Below are 18868 nucleotides of genomic sequence, written 5' to 3' on the forward strand. Positions count from 1 at the left end.
ATCTGGCCTTTGGCCGAACATCGCCTGCGACTTTTTTGATAATGAGTAAGGGACTATGGTAAAATAACTTAAGTTGTTTTGAGAGGAGGCAGGGGATGAATCGGTTCATCCGGAATTCTGGTTTTTATTTAATACTTTTCTTAGTCGTGGTGGGCATCGTCCAAATCCTAACCGGCACAAATGAAACGGCCGACACCCCTAGATATGATCAATTGCGTCAGCAATTGAAAGCCGATAACGTTCAGGAAATGACAGGGAAATTTGACGGTTACGCTTACTTGGTAACCGGTAAATATAAGCAAGCCGTCGGAGAGAGCAAAACGACGAGTTTCACGACTTATATTCCTTACGACCCGAATGTGTTGAAGGAAGTTGTGGATTTAAGTGAGCAGAACGGCTTTCAGTTGAACTGGAAGAAGATGCAGGAACAAAGCATCTGGCTTACGTTCCTGACCTCACTGCTGCCGCTTGCGATTATGTTTATTCTCTTCTTCTTCCTGTTTAATCAGGCGCAGGGTGGCGGCGGCAAAGTCATGAACTTTGGTAAGAGCAAGGCGCGTCTGTATAACGAGGAGAAGAAGAAGGTTACATTTGAAGATGTAGCTGGAGCGGACGAAGAGAAGCAGGAGCTTGTCGAAGTTGTTGAGTTCTTGAAGGATCCGCGCAAATTCTCTGCCGTTGGGGCACGTATTCCTAAAGGGGTATTGCTCGTAGGGCCTCCGGGTACCGGTAAAACGCTGCTCGCTCGTGCGGTGGCAGGTGAAGCCGGCGTTCCGTTCTTCAGCATTTCTGGTTCCGACTTTGTGGAAATGTTCGTTGGTGTCGGTGCTTCTCGGGTGCGGGACTTGTTTGAGAATGCGAAGAAATCAGCTTCTTGCATTATTTTTATCGATGAGATCGATGCTGTTGGACGTCAGCGTGGCGCTGGCCTCGGCGGCGGTCATGACGAGCGGGAGCAGACGCTTAACCAGTTGCTCGTTGAGATGGATGGATTTGGTGCGAATGAAGGCATTATCATTATTGCGGCAACGAACCGCCCGGATATTCTTGACCCGGCGCTGCTGCGCCCGGGACGTTTTGACCGTCAAATTACGGTGGATCGTCCGGATGTGAAGGGCCGCGAGGCTGTACTTAAGGTACATGCCCGCAACAAGCCGCTTACGAATGATGTCCGGTTGGATATCATTGCGAAGCGCACAACTGGCTTTACGGGTGCTGATCTCGAGAACTTGCTTAATGAGGCGGCGCTCCTCGCTGCACGTCGCAATCGCAAGGACATTTCGATGAGAGAGGTTGATGAAGCCATCGACCGCGTCATCGTAGGTACGGAGAAGCGCAGCCGCGTAATCAGCGATCGCGAGAAACGGATTGTTGCTTATCATGAAGCTGGCCATACGATCGTGGGCTACTTCCTGGAGCATGCGGATATGGTTCATAAGGTAACTATTATTCCACGCGGACGTGCGGGCGGTTATGTTATTATGCTTCCGAAGGAAGACCGGATGCTTGTCACGAAGCAGGAGCTGCTTGACAAGGTAACGGGTCTCCTGGGCGGCCGTGTAGCTGAGGAGATATTCATCGGCGAAATCGGTACTGGAGCATACAGTGACTTCCAGCAAGCGACAAGCATTGTACGCAGCATGATTGTAGAATACGGTATGAGTGAGAAGCTCGGACCGATGCAATTCGGCACATCGCAAGGCCAGGTATTCTTGGGCCGCGATATCGGCCATGAACAGAACTATAGTGATCAAATCGCCTATGAAATCGATCAGGAAATGCATCGTTTCATTACGGAAATGTATGAGCGTTGTAAGCAGCTTCTGACCGAGCACTCCAAAGAAGTGCACCTTATCGCGCAGACCCTGCTCGAGAAGGAGACGCTGGAGCTGGATCAAATCAAGCAATTGATCGAACATGGAAAATTGCTTGAGCCTAGCGAAGGCGGCGAAGGCAGCGATAATTCGGGAGAATCGGGCGAGCCGATCGTCGATAATATCGGTGATGTGCGCATTCGTATCCAAGGTAAGCCAGAGGATGGTTCCTCAGGCGCCTCAGGCATCCCGACCGGCGACATCCCTAATGATGTGCCTAATGGATCGGCGAATGATATCACAAGCGATCCGGTTGTGAATACGCCGGATGGAACAGTTAACGATCTACCGGATGCTGACCGTCCTGATGGGGAAGACCCGAACAAAGGCAACGGCAACAACGGAAACAATAATCCGACGGTATAGTCGGCGATTACAAACAAATAAGGGCAGCCCTTGGATTGTATACCAGGGGTTGCTCTTTTTTTGCCATTATGTAATTTATAAGTTTCAGTGCAGCTGAACAATTCTATAATCGCAAGGCGATTTGAAGGAGGCATCTGCCTGTTATTTGAGTCTAACCAGTCTAATTTAATCTAACAAATCTCATCCACGTTATTTGCACATATTTGCTATGATTTTGAATCTAACGAATTTCAGCCACGCTATTTACGGTTTATCCGCTATTTGGAGCGGTAAAGAATGAAATAACGTTACCTGGTTTCGTTACATTTTGCCTGAGGTTATGTTTAAACAAATAGCGATCGTGAGATTCGTTAGAAATTTTCGGTTTGGCATGAAGTCTCGGTTTCTTAGTTTCGGCGGCATAGTCATGGTAGGCTTGACTTCACGGCCTGATTTTGGTTTAGACTTAGCGTCTCGTTCTCACGTCTCGCCTCACGTCTTGGCCTTACATCACGGCCTCACATCTCTTTCTCACGTCCCGGTCTGGTCTTGGGGAACTTATAGGTTCGGTACAGCAGTTAGCTGCTTGCGACCAGCGGCAAATGGTTTGCTAGAGTGATGGCGAAGAGCTATTTGCCCAGCAGGATTATTGTCAGCCGAGAATAACTAATAAATCAGACATTTATCTTTAAATTTAATGTATTATGGATTCAGGTCGATTGACAGGGTTACCCACCTTGTGTAAATTAGTTGTTAAACAATGTAATGTGACAATGGAGTGAATCATCGGTATTCTCATGAATAAGAACGTACCGAATTTCACATCCTCGGCAACTACATGGCAAGCAACGTGAAAATTTATACGTTCTTCTTAGCTGCCAGGGAATTATGATGTAATTAATATCGATAACGCAGGCATGCAATCCCGCTATATAGAGAGAAACGGCGGATGAATGGATTAAGGGGGAGGATCATCGTGGAAGCTCTGGCATTAGAGCGGAAGGCGGAAATGAACCGCGAGCTGCGGGAGAGATTGCTGCAGTTGAAGAAGGAACGTAATGCAATTATTTTGGCGCACTACTATCAGCGTGACGAAATTCAGGAGGTTGCCGATTTCCGAGGTGACTCTTTCCTGCTAGCCCAGAAGGCCGCATCGACGGATGCGGATACGATCGTATTTTGCGGCGTCCATTTCATGGGGGAGAGCGCGAAGATTTTGGCGCCGAACAAGACGGTGCTGATTCCCGACGAACGTGCGGGCTGCCCGATGGCGGACATGGTTAACGTGGATGGCCTGCGCAAGTTGAAGGCACAGCATCCAAACGCTAAGGTCGTCACTTATATTAATTCTTCCGCCGAGATCAAAGCCGAGACGGATATTTGCTGTACGTCTTCCAATGCGGTTAAGGTGATCAATTCGATCGACTCTGATGAAATCATTTGGGTACCGGATAAGAATTTGGGTCACTACGTACAACAGCATACCGACAAGAAGATGATCATCTGGGAAGGCTACTGCAATACGCATGACATGCTAACCGTGAAGGATGTAGTAGAGATGAGGGCGAAGCACCCTAACGCGGAATTCGTGGTTCATCCGGAGTGCCGTCCTGAAGTGGTTGCCATGGGCGATTTTGTCGGCAGTACGACAGCTATTTTAGAATACTGTAAAAATTCCAGCAGCAAGGAATTCATTGTGGGAACGGAAGATGGAACGGGATATCAATTACGTAAGGATAGTCCGGATAAAACATTCCATTTCGCTACGAAATTCCTCGTCTGTCCAAATATGAAAGTAAACAACTTGAAAAAACTGGTCAAATGCTTGGAGACGATGCAGCCACAAATTTACGTGCCGCCTGCCGTAGCCGACAAAGCCAGAACTTCCCTAGAGCGCATGTTACAAGTTAAGTAGCATGCGCTACTCTCTTGTTCAAGATAGGTGACCTGTGTAATGATACCACGATTTTTGGTTGATTTTGATTTAAATGAGCTGCCTGCCGTGGAGACGGACGTCATTGTGATCGGATCAGGCATCGCTGGACTGTATACCGCTATTAAAGCTAGCGAGCGCCACCGCGTCATCGTCATTACCAAGAAAGCGCTGCTGGAGAGCAACACCCGGTATGCGCAAGGAGGTATTGCCGCGGTTATTTCCGATGAGGACTCGCCGGCATATCATAGACAGGATACACTGATGGCCGGGGCAGGGCTATGTTCCTCGTCATCGGTGGATATTCTAGTCAATGAGGGGCCAGTTTGCGTACAGGATTTAATTACGCTTGGTACGGCTTTTGATGTAGAGAACGGAGAACTGGCCTTGACGCGGGAGGGAGCCCATAGCCATCGCCGTATCCTGCATGCCAATGGAGATGCGACAGGCTATGAGATCGTCCGTGCATTATCCGAGCAGTTAGCCGGCCACTCCAATATAGAGATTTGGAATGAGCATTTCGTGATTGATCTGATTACGGAGGGGAATGAGTGCATCGGGGCGCTTGTGCAGCGTCCTGACGGACAGCGTGTGTTCCTGCGGGGTCTGGCGACAATTCTATGTTCCGGCGGAGCCGGACAACTGTATCGATACACGACGAACCCGGATGTGGCTACCGGGGATGGAGTAGCCATCGCTTACCGGGCTGGAGCCGTCCTTCGGGATTTGGAGTTCATTCAGTTCCATCCGACTTCGTTATGTTATCCCGGCGCACCGCGTTTCTTAATATCCGAGGCGGTTCGCGGGGAAGGCGCGGTGCTTCGCAACGTGAAAGGCGAGCGGTTCATGGAGAAGTACCATGAGCTGCTGGAGCTTGCCCCGCGCGATATCGTGGCGCGCGCCATTGTCAGCGAGATGGAGGAGACGAAGTCTAGCTTCGTCTTTCTGGATATAACGCACGAGGCTCCTGAGACGATTAAGCACCGCTTTCCGACAATATATGACACTTGTCTTGGATATGGGCTTGATATGACGACCGACTGGATTCCCGTGGCGCCGGCTGCGCATTATATGATGGGAGGAGTTCGTACCGGGCTTCACGGCGAGACGAGCGTGAATCGTTTGTTTGCCTGTGGCGAGGTATCCTCGACAGGAGTTCATGGCGCAAATCGGCTGGCGAGCAACTCGCTGTCGGAAGCGATCGTATTCGGACGGCGCATTGTTGAACGGATCTCGGAGCTGCCTCCTCTAGCGGGAACAGGCGAAGGCATAAAATGCCGGGAGGCGCGCGAGGATGCGGTCACGCGGCCGATCGCAGAACGGCGTCTGGAGATGCAGAAGCTTATGGTGCGAAAAGCTGGTGTACGCCGCAGCGAGGAGGGTCTGACTCAAGGACTCAAAGAACTGCGCCACCAACTGCCTATATTCAACGCAGCTCTCCATACCCGGGAGCAGTGGGAATATGCTAATATGCTAACATGCGCCTTGTTGCTGACTGAATCTGCGCTAGCCCGGAAGGAGAGCCGCGGCGGCCATTATCGTGAAGATTATCCGCAGCGGGATGACACGGGGTGGCGCAAGCATATTTTGCAGCAGCGGGAAAAAGGAATGTTGGAGGAAATGAGCGATGATGTTTAACGGTTATAATGAAGGCCTGATGGAATCCATTCGCCACTGGCTGAAAGAGGACGTCGGCTCAGGCGATATTACAGCAGCTGTAACGATTCCTGCTGGACATCAATCCAAGGGAATCATCCATGCCAAGCAAGATGGGATCGCGGCAGGCATGCCAGTCGCAGCTCTTGTCTTTGAATTGGTAGATCCTTCGCTTTCATTTAAGCCCTTGGTAAAGGATGGGGATGCCGTAAGCAAGGGAACGGTGTTGGCCGAGGTGGAGGGCAGTACGCACAGCGTTCTGACCGGAGAGCGGCTTGCCTTGAATTTGCTGCAGCGTTTGTCGGGAATCGCGACGCGGACGCGGCAGTATGTCGATGCGTTGCATGGGCTGCCGGTGCGGCTTGTTGATACAAGGAAAACTACGCCCGGGCATCGGACGCTGGAGAAATATGCGGTTCGCGTAGGTGGCGGCTCCAATCACCGTTTCGGGTTGTATGACGCGGTCATGATTAAGGACAACCATATTAAAGGCGCCGGGGGAATTGCCCCAGCCGTGCAGCGGGCCCGCGCAGCGATTCCTCATACGATGACCATCGAGGTTGAGACAGAAAATTTGGAGCAGGTAGACGAGGCCTTGTCGGCCGGGGTGGATATTATTATGCTAGATAATATGGCGCCTGAGCTGATGAAGGAAGCGGTTCGCCGGATTAAGGCGAGAGCTCCTCATGTTACGGTAGAGGCTTCGGGGAATGTATCGCTGCAAACGATCCATGGGATCGCCGAGAGCGGCGTGGATGTTATCTCTGTCGGAAGATTGACGTATTCTTTTGACAGTCTGGACATTAGTCTGGATTTGAACGAGAAGAAAGAGGGGTAAAGCAGCATGTTCGTTGTAGTAGACGTAGGCAACTCGAATATCGTATTGGGAATCTACAAGGGCCGAGAGCTGCTTCACCATTTTCGACTCAGCACCAACCGGCAGTCTACAGCCGATGAATACGGGATAAAGATTCATAATTTGTTTCAAATGTCCAAAATTGCTGTAGGCGATATTGAGGGGGTCATCATATCCTCGGTTGTTCCTCCATTGATGCATGTGCTCGAAGAGCTATGCGAGAGATATATGCGCAAAAAACCGCTTGTCGTCGGGCCGGGCATCAAGACGGGACTTAATCTGCGGTACGAGAATCCGCGCGAAGTTGGCGCAGATCGCATCGTCAATGCCGTAGCCGCGGTAGAGCAGTATGGTGGTCCACTCGTTGTCGTCGACTTCGGAACGGCCACGACCTTCGATTGCATTGATGCGGCCGGCAATTATTTGGGCGGAGCCATCGTGCCGGGCATCGGGATTTCCACGGAGGCGCTGTATCAGCGTGCTTCCAAGCTGCCGCGGATCGAACTGGAGAAGCCGAAGAAAGTCATCGGCCGCAATACGGTCCATGCGATGCAGTCGGGAATTATTTTCGGGTATGCAGGGCAAGTGGACGGCATCGTAAACCGGATTCGCCGGGAGATGAATGCCGAACCTAAGGTTATCGCGACCGGAGGGCTGGCGGAGCTTATTGCCAGCGAGGCGGAATCGATTCAGGAAGTGAACCAGCTTCTTACTTTGGAAGGGCTGCGTATTATATACGAACGTAATCAATAAGAGTCGGACGACAATAAGTACAATTATCAGTGAGTAGTCATACATCAAGAAGAGGGGGCTTCACATCTATGGGAACGGAGCAAGAGAAGGACCGTTTAATTCGGGGGACGGCCATGAATGGCAAGGTGCGGGCGTTTGCTGTCCGCACGACTGCGCTTGTGGAAGAGCTGCGCCGTCGTCATGATACGTACCCTACTACAACAGCAGCGCTGGGTCGAACTGTAACGGCAGCGACGATGATGGGCGCTATGCTGAAGGGGGATGAGAAGCTCACGGTTCAGGTGAAGGGCGACGGACCGATCGGGCAGATCATCGCCGATGCGAATGCAAACTGCGAGGTTCGCGGCCATGTCAAGAATCCGCATGTGCAGCTGCCCAGCAATAGTCAGGGCAAGCTTGATGTGGCCGGCGCGGTCGGAACGACAGGTTTTATCCATGTAACCAAGGATCTTGGGCTCAAGGAACCTTATCGGGGGAGCGTTCCGCTTATTTCCGGCGAGCTTGGAGAGGATTTTACGTATTATTTTGCCGTATCGGAGCAAACTCCATCTGCCGTTGGATTAGGCGTGCTGGTGGATACCGACTCATCGGTAATCGTAGCCGGAGGCTTCATCATTCAATTGCTGCCTGGGCTCAGCGATCCGGAGATCGACGCGATAGAGCGGGCAATCGGCCAGCTTCCTCCCGTTACTTCTCTCCTGGATCAGGGACTTGAGCTGGAGGAGATGTTGGGCCGGATCGTGCCAGACTTTAAGCTTCTAGACGAATCGGAGGTCGTATTCTCCTGCAACTGCTCGTTGGAGCGTGTTGAGCGTACGCTGATTAGCCTCGGGCAGGATGAGCTTACCGAAATGATGGAGGAGAATAAAGAGATTGAAGTCGTATGCGACTTCTGCAATGAGGCTTACAAAATAGACCCGGAACGAATCGCCGAGCTTCAGGCTCAGACCAAGAAATAAAATTAGAATTATTAAAATACTTTGTCGGTTCAGGAAAATGTCCAGACGGCAAAGTATTTTTTTCTATCCTTTCTTGACAACTGCCACTGCTGATTGTTAAGATAATGAAAGAAGAATACCAACTTATTTACTCGGAAATAAATGAGGGCAGGAGAACTGTGATAAATCCGACTCCTCTTTCGTTTTTTTACAACTAGATTACAGCTAGATTAGAATGTCTGCAGCTTTATATTTTTAATACTCAGGGAGGTTTTCGTATGGCTAGAATCGTTAACAACGTAACAGATCTGATCGGGGATACGCCGCTTGTTCGCTTGAATCGCATCGTACCCGAGGATAGCGCTGAAATTTATGTGAAGCTGGAGTACCAGAACCCAGGCGCAAGCGTTAAAGACCGCATTGCGATCAGCATCGTGGAAGAAGCTGAGAAAGCGGGCCAATTGAAGCCGGGCGGCACGATCATTGAGGCAACCAGCGGAAATACCGGTATCGGTCTGGCGCTTGTTGCAGCTGCCAAAGGATACAAGGCAGTTATCGTTATGCCTGAGACGATGAGCATTGAACGCCGCAACCTGCTGCGCGCTTATGGAGCCGAGCTCGTGCTGACTCCAGGAGCAGAAGGCATGAACGGTGCCGTTAAGAAGGCTGAACAAATTCTGTCCGAGAATCCGGACTATTTCTTGGCTGATCAATTCAGAACGCAGGCTAACGTGAAGATTCACCGCGAAACGACAGGTCCGGAAATCGTTGAAGCGATCGATTCGCTTGACGGCAAGCTGGACGCTTTCGTGGCAGGGATCGGAACGGGCGGCACGATCACTGGTGCAGGTGAAGTGTTGAAGAAGCGTTTCCCTGACATTAAGATCTATGCTGTCGAGCCGGCAGCTTCGCCGATTCTGTCCGGTGGCAAGCCTGGACCACATAAGATTCAAGGGATCGGCGCCAACTTCGTCCCTGAAATTTTGAATCGTGAAATCTACGATGAAATCATTCACGTGGAGAACGAGGAAGCATTTGAGCAAGCTCGTAAAGTTGCTAAAGAGGAAGGCATCCTTTCCGGAATTTCTTCGGGTGCGGCCATCTACGCTGCGCTTAAAGTAGCCAAACAACTTGGCAAAGGTAAACGCGTTATCGCTGTCGTTCCAAGTAACGGTGAGCGTTACCTGAGCACGCCGCTCTATAACTTCGAAGCTTAATTTCTAGCTGCGGCTTGTATATATTGAATCAACCCCCAACCGCTTGCGTCAGACGGTATGGGGGTTGTTGCTTGTTTATACCTGTTGTTTACATGTTATTGGGGATGTTCAACGGAATAAGGTTCTAGTATACTAGCTAGCAACAAGAACGCATCAAGGGCTGGAGGTAGTGACATAGCATGATTACCATTACACGATGGGAGCATTGGGAGAGCTGGGCTGCGGAGGGCTGTTGGACGATGCTGCCTTGCGCCGTCAAAATGAAATCGGGTCCCCGCCTGCCAGGCGACTGGGCGCAGGCCTGGAACACAGCACGGCCATACTCCTTTGTGTTAGAGAGCGGTAAGGACGGCCGCTATACCTTTCTCGGATTGGAGCCCTTGTCGGTCATAAGGGGAAAAGGAACTTTGGCGCAAATCGAGGATACCTCCACAGGCCAAATTGTACAAGTTGAGGGGCGTCCATTGGACGTGCTGCACGAGTGGCTGAAGCCGTTTAAGTCGCCGGCGGTTCCTGGGCTGCCTAAATTCAGTGGAGGTGGTGTGGGATATCTCAGTTATGACGTGGCCCGCTCTTTGGAGCGTCTACCCGTTATTGCTGAGGATGACCTGCGGATTGATGATTATATATGGATGCGCATGGAAGAGCTATGGGTGTTCGACCATGAGCTAGAAGAAATATATGCCATCGTCCATTGCCCCGTTGGAGCAGAAAAATCTGCTCTGCCATTGGCCGAGGCTTTTGTGGAAGCGAAACGGCGGGCGTCGTTGATGCTCGATCGCTGGAATGAAATCATCCATGAGGCCGAGCATGGAGCTATGGCGGAGAAGACAAAGGGCCGTCAGGAGGCTTTGACGGCAAGGAAAGCCTCGTCGCCCGAATGGGATGATATTTTAGAGCGTTCCTCTTCCATTTCATTTGCCCAGGATGATTTCGAAGCGGCGGTACGCCGGGTACAGGAATATATAGCGGCGGGAGACGTATTTCAAGTGAATTTGTCATTGCGCCGGGGGATTCCGCTTGCGGTTTCGCCAGAAGAGATCTATGAATGGCTGAGGCTGCTGAATCCCTCTCCATATATGGGGCTGCTTCGCTTTCCCGATTTTCAGCTCGTCTCCGTATCGCCGGAGCTCCTTGTGAAGCTGGAGCAAGGGAAAATGGCTACCCGTCCTATCGCTGGTACGAGGCGCCGAGGCGCTACGCCGGAAGAGGATGAGGCCATGGCCTGCGAACTGCTTGGCAGCGAGAAGGAGCGGGCGGAGCATATCATGCTTGTCGATTTGCTTCGCAATGATTTGGGGCGTGTCTCCAAGTTCGGTACGGTCAGGGCTAGCGAGCTGATGGTCATTGAATACTACTCGCATGTGATGCACTTGGTCTCCCAGGTGGAAGGCCAACTGGACCCAGGAAAGACGCCATTTGACGTGATTGCTGCCGTATTTCCGGGAGGAACGATTACCGGCGCTCCGAAGGTAAGGACGATGGAGATTATCGAGGAGCTTGAGCCTGTGACCCGCGGGCCATACACAGGTGCTATGGGATGGATTGACTACAACGGAAATATGGAATTAAATATTATTATACGTACACTGGTCGTTAAGGATGGCGTAGGACATATTCAGGCTGGAGCGGGCATCGTGATCGATTCCGTGCCTTATCGGGAATACAGGGAATGCCATAATAAAGCCAGAGCTATAACGATGGCGGTTGGATTGAGTCAGGAATTCGCTGCCGAAGGCCAAAGACAGGGGATGAAGTTATGATACTGGTTATCGATAATTACGATTCTTTTACGTACAATCTCGTGCAGTATTTGGGCGAGCTTGGGGAAGAAGTTGTTGTACGCCGAAATGATGAAATTGATTTACAGGGCATCGAGGAACTGCAGCCGGATCACATTCTACTGTCTCCGGGTCCGTGCACGCCGAATGAGGCAGGGATTACTCTTGCCGTCATCGACCGGTTCAAGGGCAAGATTCCGATCTTTGGCGTGTGCCTGGGTCATCAAGCTATCGGCCAAGCCTTTGGGGGCAATGTCGTGCGGGCGGAGCGGCTGATGCATGGCAAGACCTCGCCGATTCACCATAAAGGCGAGTCTGTATTTACGGGGCTTCCGTCGCCGTTTACGGCAACCCGATATCATTCGCTGATCGTGGAACGCTCCAGCCTTCCTGATTGCCTGGAGATTACCGCAGAGACCGAGGAAGGCGAAATCATGGGTCTGCGCCATAAAACATATGCCGTGGAAGGAGTCCAATTCCATCCGGAGTCGATCATTACCGATCATGGCCATCAAATTCTCCGCAACTTCCTTAACCGCAAGGTAGGGGCAGGGGTATGAATTATATCGGGGTGAACGGAGTTCCTACCCCATCCACTGAAGCCGTGATATCCGTAATGGATCACGGCTTCATGTACGGAATGGGGTTATTTGAGACATTTCGGACGTATGGAGGCCAGCCGTTTCTTCTGGACCGGCATTTGGAGCGGCTTCGAGGGGGATGCGGGGAATTGGGCATACGTTACGAGACCCGGGAGGAACTGCTGCGATATGAAATTGCTCAATTGCTGAAGGCCAATGAGCTGCTGGATGGGTATATCCGGCTGACTGTATCGGCTGGCGCCGGACCGCTTGGCTTGCCGCCGGAAGATTATGCGGAACCGTCTGTTATTACCTATGTGAAGCCCTTGCCGCCGCTCGATTCGGGGTTGTATACCCATGGCAAGGAATTGTGGCGTCTATCCACGCCTCGCAATACTCCTGAGGGAAAGATCCGGCACAAGTCGCTTCACTATATGAACAATATTCTGGCCAAGCGGGAGCTGGCGGGATTAATCAGAGATGCTCATCCAGCGGGAGCGCCGGAGGGATTGCTCTTGACGGCCCAAGGATATTTGGCGGAAGGAATCGTCAGCAATTTATTTTTCGTTTGCGAGGGGACGTTGTATACGCCGGAGATTGGAACCGGCATTCTTCCGGGAATTACCCGCTCCTTCGTATTGGAGCTTGCGGGGCGGCTAGGACTGCCGTATGCAGAAGGGCGCTATACCTGGGATGAGCTGGTCGCGGCGAAGGAAATATTTTTGACCAATTCGATCCAAGAGCTGGTGCCGGTGACGGCATTGGTTGAGCCGGGGGGTTCGAGATATTTGGTCGGTGACGGAATGATCGGTCCGGTTACGGAAATGCTTTTAGATAGTTATAGAAGTTATTGCGGTGTATAGATAGAAGGGGGACGACAACATGCAGCCTACGCTGTATCAGCGGAATTATCAATGCGGTGAAACCGAGCTGAAGCTTGGTGAACGGACTTTAATTATGGGTATTTTAAATGTAACTCCGGATTCTTTCTCCGATGGTGGGCGGTATAACGGAGCGGAGCGGGCGGTTGCCCACGCGTTGGAGATGGTCCGTGACGGGGCCGATATTATCGATATCGGCGGAGAATCGACCAGGCCGGGCCATGCGCCTGTATCGCTGGATGAGGAACTGGATCGGGTTGTACCTATCGTAGAGGCGATCCATCGCGAAGCGCCTCATATTCCTATTTCAGTAGACACATACAAAGCGGAGGTGGCGAGGCAATCCCTTGCCGCGGGCGCTCACATTATCAATGATATATGGGGCTGCAAGGCGGACGCTCTCATGGCCGAGGTAGCGGCGGAATACCAGTGCCCCGTTATATTGATGCATAACCGACATGATCGGGATTACAGCGATTTAATGCAGGACGTAGAAGCGGACTTGTTGGATAGCATAGAGATCGCGCGTGCGGCTGGAGTGAGGGATGAGCAAATCATCCTTGATCCGGGGATCGGGTTTGCGAAAGACTATGAGGAGAATTTGCGGGTGATGAAGGAGCTGGACCGGCTGATGAAGCTGGGTTATCCTCTTTTGCTCGGCACGTCCCGTAAAAGATTTATCCGAACGACACTGGAATTGCCGGTGGACGAACTAGTCATGGGCACCGCTGCTACAGTAGCGCTCGGCATTGCCCAAGGCTGCCAGATCGTGCGGGTTCACGACGTGAAGGAAATCAAACGCTTGGCTAAAATGTGCGATGCTATCGTATATGCTTAGAGCTTAACATTTAACCGGGTTTTATTTTATATGAGGGAAAGGTTGGGGAATGGATGGATAAAATGGTGCTTCGGCGTATGGAATATTACGGATACCATGGTGTCTTTGAGGAAGAGCGCAAGCTCGGCCAACGCTTTTATGTCGATTTGGAATTAGAGCTTGACCTGCGGGAAGCAGGGCAGACCGATGATCTGAGCAAGACGGTGAACTATGCCGAGATCCATGAATTGCTGCGGGGCATTGTCGAAGGGAAGAGCTTCAAATTGATCGAAGCCCTCGCAGAACATATTGCATCCTCGGTTTTGGACACTTATACTATGGTAGATGCGTTAACGGTTCATGTCACAAAGCCGCATCCGCCATTTGATATTCATTTTGAAGGTGTGACGGTGCAGTTGTACCGCTCTAGAAAGTGAGACGTGCGATGAATACACATTCGACCTCTGGAACCACAGAGGCTTATATTGCTTTAGGGGCCAATCTCGGCGACCGGGAAGCGACCTTGATGGAGGCGCTGGCTCGGCTGAATGCCCACCCAAAGATAGAGGTGCTCCGCTGCTCCAGGCTGTATGAGACCGATCCCGTAGGGTATCTCGATCAGCCCTGTTTCCTGAATATGACCGCGGCGTTACGGACGACGCTGGATCCTGAGGAACTGCTGGTTGTCATGCAGCATATTGAGCTACAGCTGGGGCGTGAACGCAAGATTCGCTTTGGGCCGCGAACTGTAGATTTGGATCTGCTATGGGTAGAGGGTCAAGAGATAGACACTCCGTTGCTGACATTGCCTCATCCGCGGATGATGGAGCGTGCTTTTGTACTTGTTCCTTTAGCGGACATCGCTGTTGAGGAGGAGTTCTCCGGCTTATACCGGCGCACCCAAGAAGCTTTGGCCAGCATGGATGGAAAGGAAGGCGTACGTTTTTGGAAAACTTGCAACTGGCGCAGCGAATCCGGGCTTACCGAAAATTAAAGGGGTTCACACAGCAGCAGCTTGCGGAGCGATCAGGCGTATCGCTAGCCGTCCTTGGAGCGATCGAGCGTGGGAACCGACGCGCAGAAGATCAAATTTTAATTAAAATTGTGGATGCTTTGGGCATTGCGATGTCCGAATTGAAATCTTCGGAATAAATTGTTTGGCAGAGATAATGCTACAAGTTGCGAGCAAGTTCGACAACAATACGATTGGGGAGGGGATGTTTTGCTGAAAATTGGCGATATTGAAATGAAGAACCAGGTCGTGCTTGCACCTATGGCGGGTGTATGTAATCCGGCCTTCCGGCTGATTGCTAAGGAATTCGGCACAGGCCTCGTCTGCGCGGAGATGGTCAGCGATAAAGCGATCCTTCATGGAAATAAGCGAACGAAGGAAATGCTGTTCGTAGATGAGCGGGAGAAGCCGCTCAGTCTGCAGATTTTTGGCGGGGACCGGGAATCTCTGGTAGAGGCGGCCAAGGTCGTCGATCAGGAGACGAATGCTGACATCATAGATATTAATATGGGCTGCCCCGTGCCGAAGGTAACGAAATGCGATGCCGGAGCACGCTGGCTGCTTGATCCGAATAAAATTTATGAAATGGTGTCCGCCGTGGTGGATGCTGTCAGCAAGCCGGTAACGGTCAAAATGCGGATCGGCTGGGATGCCGAGCATATCTACGTGGTGGATAATGCTAAAGCGGTAGAACAGGCTGGAGGCAAAGCGGTCAGTGTACACGGCCGTACCCGGGAGCAACTGTATACCGGCAAAGCCGACTGGAGCTATATTAAGCAAGTAAAAGAAGCTGTATCCATTCCAGTTATCGGGAACGGTGACGTTGCGACACCGGAAGATGCAAAGCGCATGCTGGAGCAAACTGGTTGCGACGGCGTCATGATCGGCCGGGGCGCGCTGGGCAATCCGTGGATGTTGTATCGGACGGTGGAATACTTGAAGACCGGGGAATTGCTGCCTGAACCTGGTGCGGAAGAGAAGATCCGCATTGCGATCCTTCATATGGACCGTTTGGCTGCTCTCAAGGGAGAGAACGTGGCCGTACGCGAGATGCGCAAGCATTTGGCGTGGTATATGAAAAGCATGAAGGGCGCGGCACGGATTAAGGATATTATCATGGAAGAGACCAAGCGGGACGAAATGGTACGAATTCTCGAGAATTTTGTCGCAAACTTGCCTAGCGAGAGTGCTGATGAAGCGGAATCCGCTTAATTTATGAAAATGATAATAAAAGGATGGTTCACAACGTAAACATCCTTCATGAAACGTTTACATTTGAAAATTGTACTGTCATTGACATTTCGAGAGGCTTCACCTATAATTTCTCAGTATAAATTCGCCTCAGGAGATAACTTCCACAACATGGGGTGGTCTGAGCTCCATGAGTTTGCATATGATATTCTCAAATGATGCGTGAATTTTCACGGCCGTTGCAAAGCGGCAACTCGGGCCCTCGAAGGTTTGTTAGAGACCTGTTAGATCCATCCGTGGCGGAAGGTATTCATATTGAAGGAGCCCATGACCGCGCGCATAGTGCGAAAATTATTTCCATGACAGGAGAATCGGTTGAGATGAGCGATAAAGAAGTTATTCTTACACAAGATGGTTTGAAGAAGCTGGAAGAAGAGCTTGAGAATTTGAAATCCGTAAAACGTCGTGAGGTCGCTGAACGTATTAAGGTCGCCATTGGTTATGGCGATATTAGCGAGAACTCCGAATACGAGGATGCCAAGAACGAGCAGGCTTTTATCGAAGGCCGCATTATTACGCTTGAGAAAATGCTGCGCAATGCCCGTATCATTAACAATGATGAAATCGATACGGACACGGTAAGCATTGGTTCTACGGTAACTGTGGAGGACTTGGAGTTCGGCGACACGATGGAATACGCGATCGTCGGAACGGCTGAATCCGATCCGCTTCAAAATAAAATTTCAAACGAAAGCCCTGTAGGGAAGGCGATCCTTGGCAAGCAGAAGGGCGCTATCGTAGACGTTACCGTTCCTGCGGGCGTGATTCAATATAAAATCATTGATATTAAGAAATAGGGCGGTATTGTGAATGGAAGAGCTTCCCCAGGGGAGGCTTTTTTCACTGTTAACGCACGCCTTCCAGTTGTGTGCATATATGCAAGATTCAACTAAATACAAGGTTGTAGAAGGAGTGGAGCATGAATATGAGCGAGGAACACAACACTCAGGAACAAGAAATCGAAATTAGCGAGCTGCTTCAAATTCGTCGCGATAAATTGGACGAGCTGCGCGATCTGGGGATCGATCCTTTTGGTAAAAAATATGTGCGTACTCATATGGCAGGAGTGATTCTGCAGGAGTATGACAGCATGACGAAGGAAGAGCTTGAAGAGAAGAAGATAGAGGTATCCATTGCTGGACGGATCATGGCGAAACGGGGAATGGGGAAAGCTAGCTTTGCTCACATTCAGGATCTGAGTGGTAAAATTCAAATTTACGTCCGTCAAGATAGTGTGCCGGAAGTGGAGTATGCTGCATTCAGCATTCTCGACTTAGGCGATATCGTAGGGGTACGTGGTGAAGTATTTAAGACGAAGACAGGCGAGACCACCATTAAGGTTACCAATCTCGAGGTGCTGTCCAAATCGCTTTATCCGCTGCCGGATAAGTACCACGGTCTAAAAGACGTCGAGCTTCGCTATCGTCAGCGTTATGTGGATCTGATCGTGAACCCTGAGGTGCAGCAAACGTTTATTAAGCGTTCCCGCATTATCCAGTCGATGCGCCGTTATCTGGATTCGTTGGGGTACTTGGAAGTGGAAACCCCGACACTGCATAGCATTGCCGGTGGCGCTGCCGCACGTCCGTTTATTACCCATCACAATGCGCTGGATATGGAGCTTTATATGCGTATTGCGATTGAGCTTCATTTGAAGCGGCTAATTGTCGGCGGGCTGGAAAAGGTATACGAAATCGGCCGGGTATACCGGAATGAAGGTGTATCTACGCGTCATAATCCAGAATTTACGATGATTGAGCTGTATGAAGCTTATGCAGATTACAAGGATATCATGGCGCTGACGGAGAATATGGTCGCTCATATCGCCGAAGAAGTGCTGGGTACGAAGGTCGTACACTACCAAGGGCATGAAGTAGATCTTACGCCGCAGTGGCGCCGAGTATCGATGGTTGACGCTGTTAAGGAAGTTACCGGCGTGGACTTCGGTGTTCAAATGAGCAATGAAGAAGCGCATCGCTTGGCGAAAGAGCACAAAGTTCCGGTTGAGCCTCATATGACGTTTGGGCATATATTGAATGCTTTCTTTGAAGAGTTCGTAGAAGAGACGTTGATTCAGCCGACCTTTGTTTACGGACATCCGGTAGAGATTTCTCCGCTTGCGAAGAAAAATGCGGAAGATCCGCGGTTTACGGATCGATTCGAGCTGTTCATCGTGGCGCGCGAGCATGCCAACGCGTTTACCGAGCTGAATGATCCGATCGACCAGCGCCAGCGTTTCGAAGCTCAATTGCTCGAGCGCGAGCACGGTAATGATGAGGCTCATGAAATGGACAATGACTTTATCCATGCGCTTGAATATGGTCTGCCGCCAACTGGCGGACTCGGAATCGGCATTGACCGTCTAGTGATGCTGCTGACGGATTCCGCTTCTATACGTGATGTATTGTTGTTCCCGCATATGCGTTCCGAATAACTTGGATTAAGAACGAGCCCGGCTAATGGATAGCCGGGCTCGTTCTGTCATAGATGGAGAAATGCGGGCTGTGTTATTAATGATGCAAATAACGGAGTTATGGTGGTCGAAATTGGAAATACAAAAATAGATATAAGGGCTTGCGCCTATGTTGGAAAGATGGTATATTAAATATCCGGCCGCTGATAACAAGCTTTATTGAGAGCTAAAACAGCAACGAAAAAATAAAGCTTGCAATTGATCGCCGGATGTTGTATGATAAGAAAGTTGCCGCTGAAACAACGGTAACGAACGAGAACAAAGTTGATCTTTGAAAACTGAACAACGAGTGAGCGGGTTTCACGCAAGTGAAATCTAAAAAATAGAGTCAGATGTAAATCTGATCTCGTCAGATTCAAAATGAGCAAGTCAAACACTTTATTGGAGAGTTTGATCCTGGCTCAGGACGAACGCTGGCGGCGTGCCTAATACATGCAAGTCGAGCGGAGTTATTTTGGAAGCTTGCTTCCGAAATAACTTAGCGGCGGACGGGTGAGTAA

General features: G+C 50.7%; 17 protein-coding genes and 1 rRNA gene. All 18 read left to right on the top strand.

What is annotated here, in order from left to right:
- The first annotated feature begins 95 nt into the window (after positions 1-95).
- Positions 96-2240 carry an ATP-dependent zinc metalloprotease FtsH gene (gene ftsH, locus ACYUJT_RS24450; RefSeq protein WP_460327337.1) on the top strand — a complete coding sequence of 715 codons (2145 nt, stop codon included), beginning with the start codon at positions 96-98 and terminating at the stop codon, positions 2238-2240.
- A 955-nt stretch (positions 2241-3195) separates the two neighbouring features.
- Entirely contained in the window at positions 3196-4134 is a 939-nt protein-coding gene (nadA, locus tag ACYUJT_RS24455) for a quinolinate synthase NadA (RefSeq protein WP_460327339.1), read from the top strand.
- A gap of 39 nt (positions 4135-4173) precedes the next feature.
- Positions 4174-5790, top strand: coding sequence for an L-aspartate oxidase (gene nadB / locus ACYUJT_RS24460; protein ID WP_460327341.1), 1617 nt, complete (start codon positions 4174-4176; stop codon positions 5788-5790).
- The gene (gene nadC, locus ACYUJT_RS24465; protein ID WP_460327343.1) at positions 5780-6646 is read left to right on the top strand and encodes a carboxylating nicotinate-nucleotide diphosphorylase; all 867 of its coding nucleotides are present in this window, start codon (positions 5780-5782) and stop codon (positions 6644-6646) included. The genes nadB and nadC overlap by 11 nt, the downstream gene beginning before the upstream one ends.
- A 6-nt stretch (positions 6647-6652) precedes the next feature.
- Positions 6653-7417 carry a type III pantothenate kinase gene (locus tag ACYUJT_RS24470; protein ID WP_460327345.1) on the top strand — a complete coding sequence of 255 codons (765 nt, stop codon included), beginning with the start codon at positions 6653-6655 and terminating at the stop codon, positions 7415-7417.
- 68 nt (positions 7418-7485) lie between these two features.
- A complete protein-coding gene (gene hslO, locus ACYUJT_RS24475; protein ID WP_460327347.1) occupies positions 7486-8376 on the top strand; it encodes an Hsp33 family molecular chaperone HslO in 891 nt (296 codons plus the stop codon).
- Between the two features lie 257 nt (positions 8377-8633).
- Positions 8634-9572 (top strand): cysteine synthase A, encoded by a 939-nt coding sequence (gene cysK / locus ACYUJT_RS24480; protein ID WP_460327349.1) that lies wholly within the window; start codon positions 8634-8636, stop codon positions 9570-9572.
- 179 nt (positions 9573-9751) lie between these two features.
- Positions 9752-11335 (top strand): anthranilate synthase component I family protein, encoded by a 1584-nt coding sequence (locus ACYUJT_RS24485; RefSeq protein ID WP_460327351.1) that lies wholly within the window; start codon positions 9752-9754, stop codon positions 11333-11335.
- Positions 11332-11913, top strand: coding sequence for an aminodeoxychorismate/anthranilate synthase component II (gene pabA, locus ACYUJT_RS24490; RefSeq protein ID WP_460327353.1), 582 nt, complete (start codon positions 11332-11334; stop codon positions 11911-11913). Before ACYUJT_RS24485 ends, pabA begins: the two co-directional genes overlap by 4 nt.
- Positions 11910-12797, top strand: coding sequence for an aminotransferase class IV (locus ACYUJT_RS24495; protein ID WP_460327355.1), 888 nt, complete (start codon positions 11910-11912; stop codon positions 12795-12797). Before pabA ends, ACYUJT_RS24495 begins: the two co-directional genes overlap by 4 nt.
- Positions 12798-12816: 19 nt before the next feature.
- Positions 12817-13653 (top strand): dihydropteroate synthase, encoded by an 837-nt coding sequence (gene folP / locus ACYUJT_RS24500; RefSeq protein ID WP_460327357.1) that lies wholly within the window; start codon positions 12817-12819, stop codon positions 13651-13653.
- Between the two features lie 53 nt (positions 13654-13706).
- Entirely contained in the window at positions 13707-14069 is a 363-nt protein-coding gene (gene folB, locus ACYUJT_RS24505; protein ID WP_155613533.1) for a dihydroneopterin aldolase, read from the top strand.
- An 8-nt stretch (positions 14070-14077) separates the two neighbouring features.
- The gene (gene folK / locus ACYUJT_RS24510) at positions 14078-14626 is read left to right on the top strand and encodes a 2-amino-4-hydroxy-6-hydroxymethyldihydropteridine diphosphokinase (RefSeq protein ID WP_460327360.1); all 549 of its coding nucleotides are present in this window, start codon (positions 14078-14080) and stop codon (positions 14624-14626) included.
- Positions 14578-14784 carry a helix-turn-helix domain-containing protein gene (locus ACYUJT_RS24515; protein WP_460327362.1) on the top strand — a complete coding sequence of 69 codons (207 nt, stop codon included), beginning with the start codon at positions 14578-14580 and terminating at the stop codon, positions 14782-14784. The genes folK and ACYUJT_RS24515 overlap by 49 nt, the downstream gene beginning before the upstream one ends.
- Before the next feature lie 70 nt (positions 14785-14854).
- Positions 14855-15856: a tRNA dihydrouridine synthase DusB gene (gene dusB / locus ACYUJT_RS24520; protein WP_460327364.1), complete on the top strand. Its 1002-nt coding sequence runs from the start codon at positions 14855-14857 to the stop codon at positions 15854-15856.
- A 359-nt stretch (positions 15857-16215) separates the two neighbouring features.
- Entirely contained in the window at positions 16216-16692 is a 477-nt protein-coding gene (greA, locus tag ACYUJT_RS24525) for a transcription elongation factor GreA (RefSeq protein ID WP_460327366.1), read from the top strand.
- Between the two features lie 128 nt (positions 16693-16820).
- A complete protein-coding gene (gene lysS, locus ACYUJT_RS24530) occupies positions 16821-18329 on the top strand; it encodes a lysine--tRNA ligase (protein ID WP_460327368.1) in 1509 nt (502 codons plus the stop codon).
- 417 nt (positions 18330-18746) lie between these two features.
- A 16S ribosomal RNA gene (locus ACYUJT_RS24535) occupies positions 18747-18868 on the top strand; the annotation flags it as partial.

It is taken from the genome of Paenibacillus sp. YSY-4.3, from assembly GCF_054767475.1.

Bases quoted from the DNA above. Each gene is read 5' to 3' on its own strand.
- ftsH (WP_460327337.1), top strand. From the start codon at position 96: ATGAATCGGTTCATCCGGAATTCTGGTTTTTATTTAATACTTTTCTTA.
- nadB (WP_460327341.1), top strand. From the start codon at position 4,174: ATGATACCACGATTTTTGGTTGATTTTGATTTAAATGAGCTGCCTGCC.
- nadC (WP_460327343.1), top strand. From the start codon at position 5,780: ATGATGTTTAACGGTTATAATGAAGGCCTGATGGAATCCATTCGCCAC.
- ACYUJT_RS24470 (WP_460327345.1), top strand. From the start codon at position 6,653: ATGTTCGTTGTAGTAGACGTAGGCAACTCGAATATCGTATTGGGAATC.
- hslO (WP_460327347.1), top strand. From the start codon at position 7,486: ATGGGAACGGAGCAAGAGAAGGACCGTTTAATTCGGGGGACGGCCATG.
- cysK (WP_460327349.1), top strand. From the start codon at position 8,634: ATGGCTAGAATCGTTAACAACGTAACAGATCTGATCGGGGATACGCCG.
- ACYUJT_RS24485 (WP_460327351.1), top strand. From the start codon at position 9,752: ATGATTACCATTACACGATGGGAGCATTGGGAGAGCTGGGCTGCGGAG.
- pabA (WP_460327353.1), top strand. From the start codon at position 11,332: ATGATACTGGTTATCGATAATTACGATTCTTTTACGTACAATCTCGTG.
- ACYUJT_RS24495 (WP_460327355.1), top strand. From the start codon at position 11,910: ATGAATTATATCGGGGTGAACGGAGTTCCTACCCCATCCACTGAAGCC.
- folP (WP_460327357.1), top strand. From the start codon at position 12,817: ATGCAGCCTACGCTGTATCAGCGGAATTATCAATGCGGTGAAACCGAG.
- folB (WP_155613533.1), top strand. From the start codon at position 13,707: ATGGATAAAATGGTGCTTCGGCGTATGGAATATTACGGATACCATGGT.
- folK (WP_460327360.1), top strand. From the start codon at position 14,078: ATGAATACACATTCGACCTCTGGAACCACAGAGGCTTATATTGCTTTA.
- greA (WP_460327366.1), top strand. From the start codon at position 16,216: ATGAGCGATAAAGAAGTTATTCTTACACAAGATGGTTTGAAGAAGCTG.
- lysS (WP_460327368.1), top strand. From the start codon at position 16,821: ATGAGCGAGGAACACAACACTCAGGAACAAGAAATCGAAATTAGCGAG.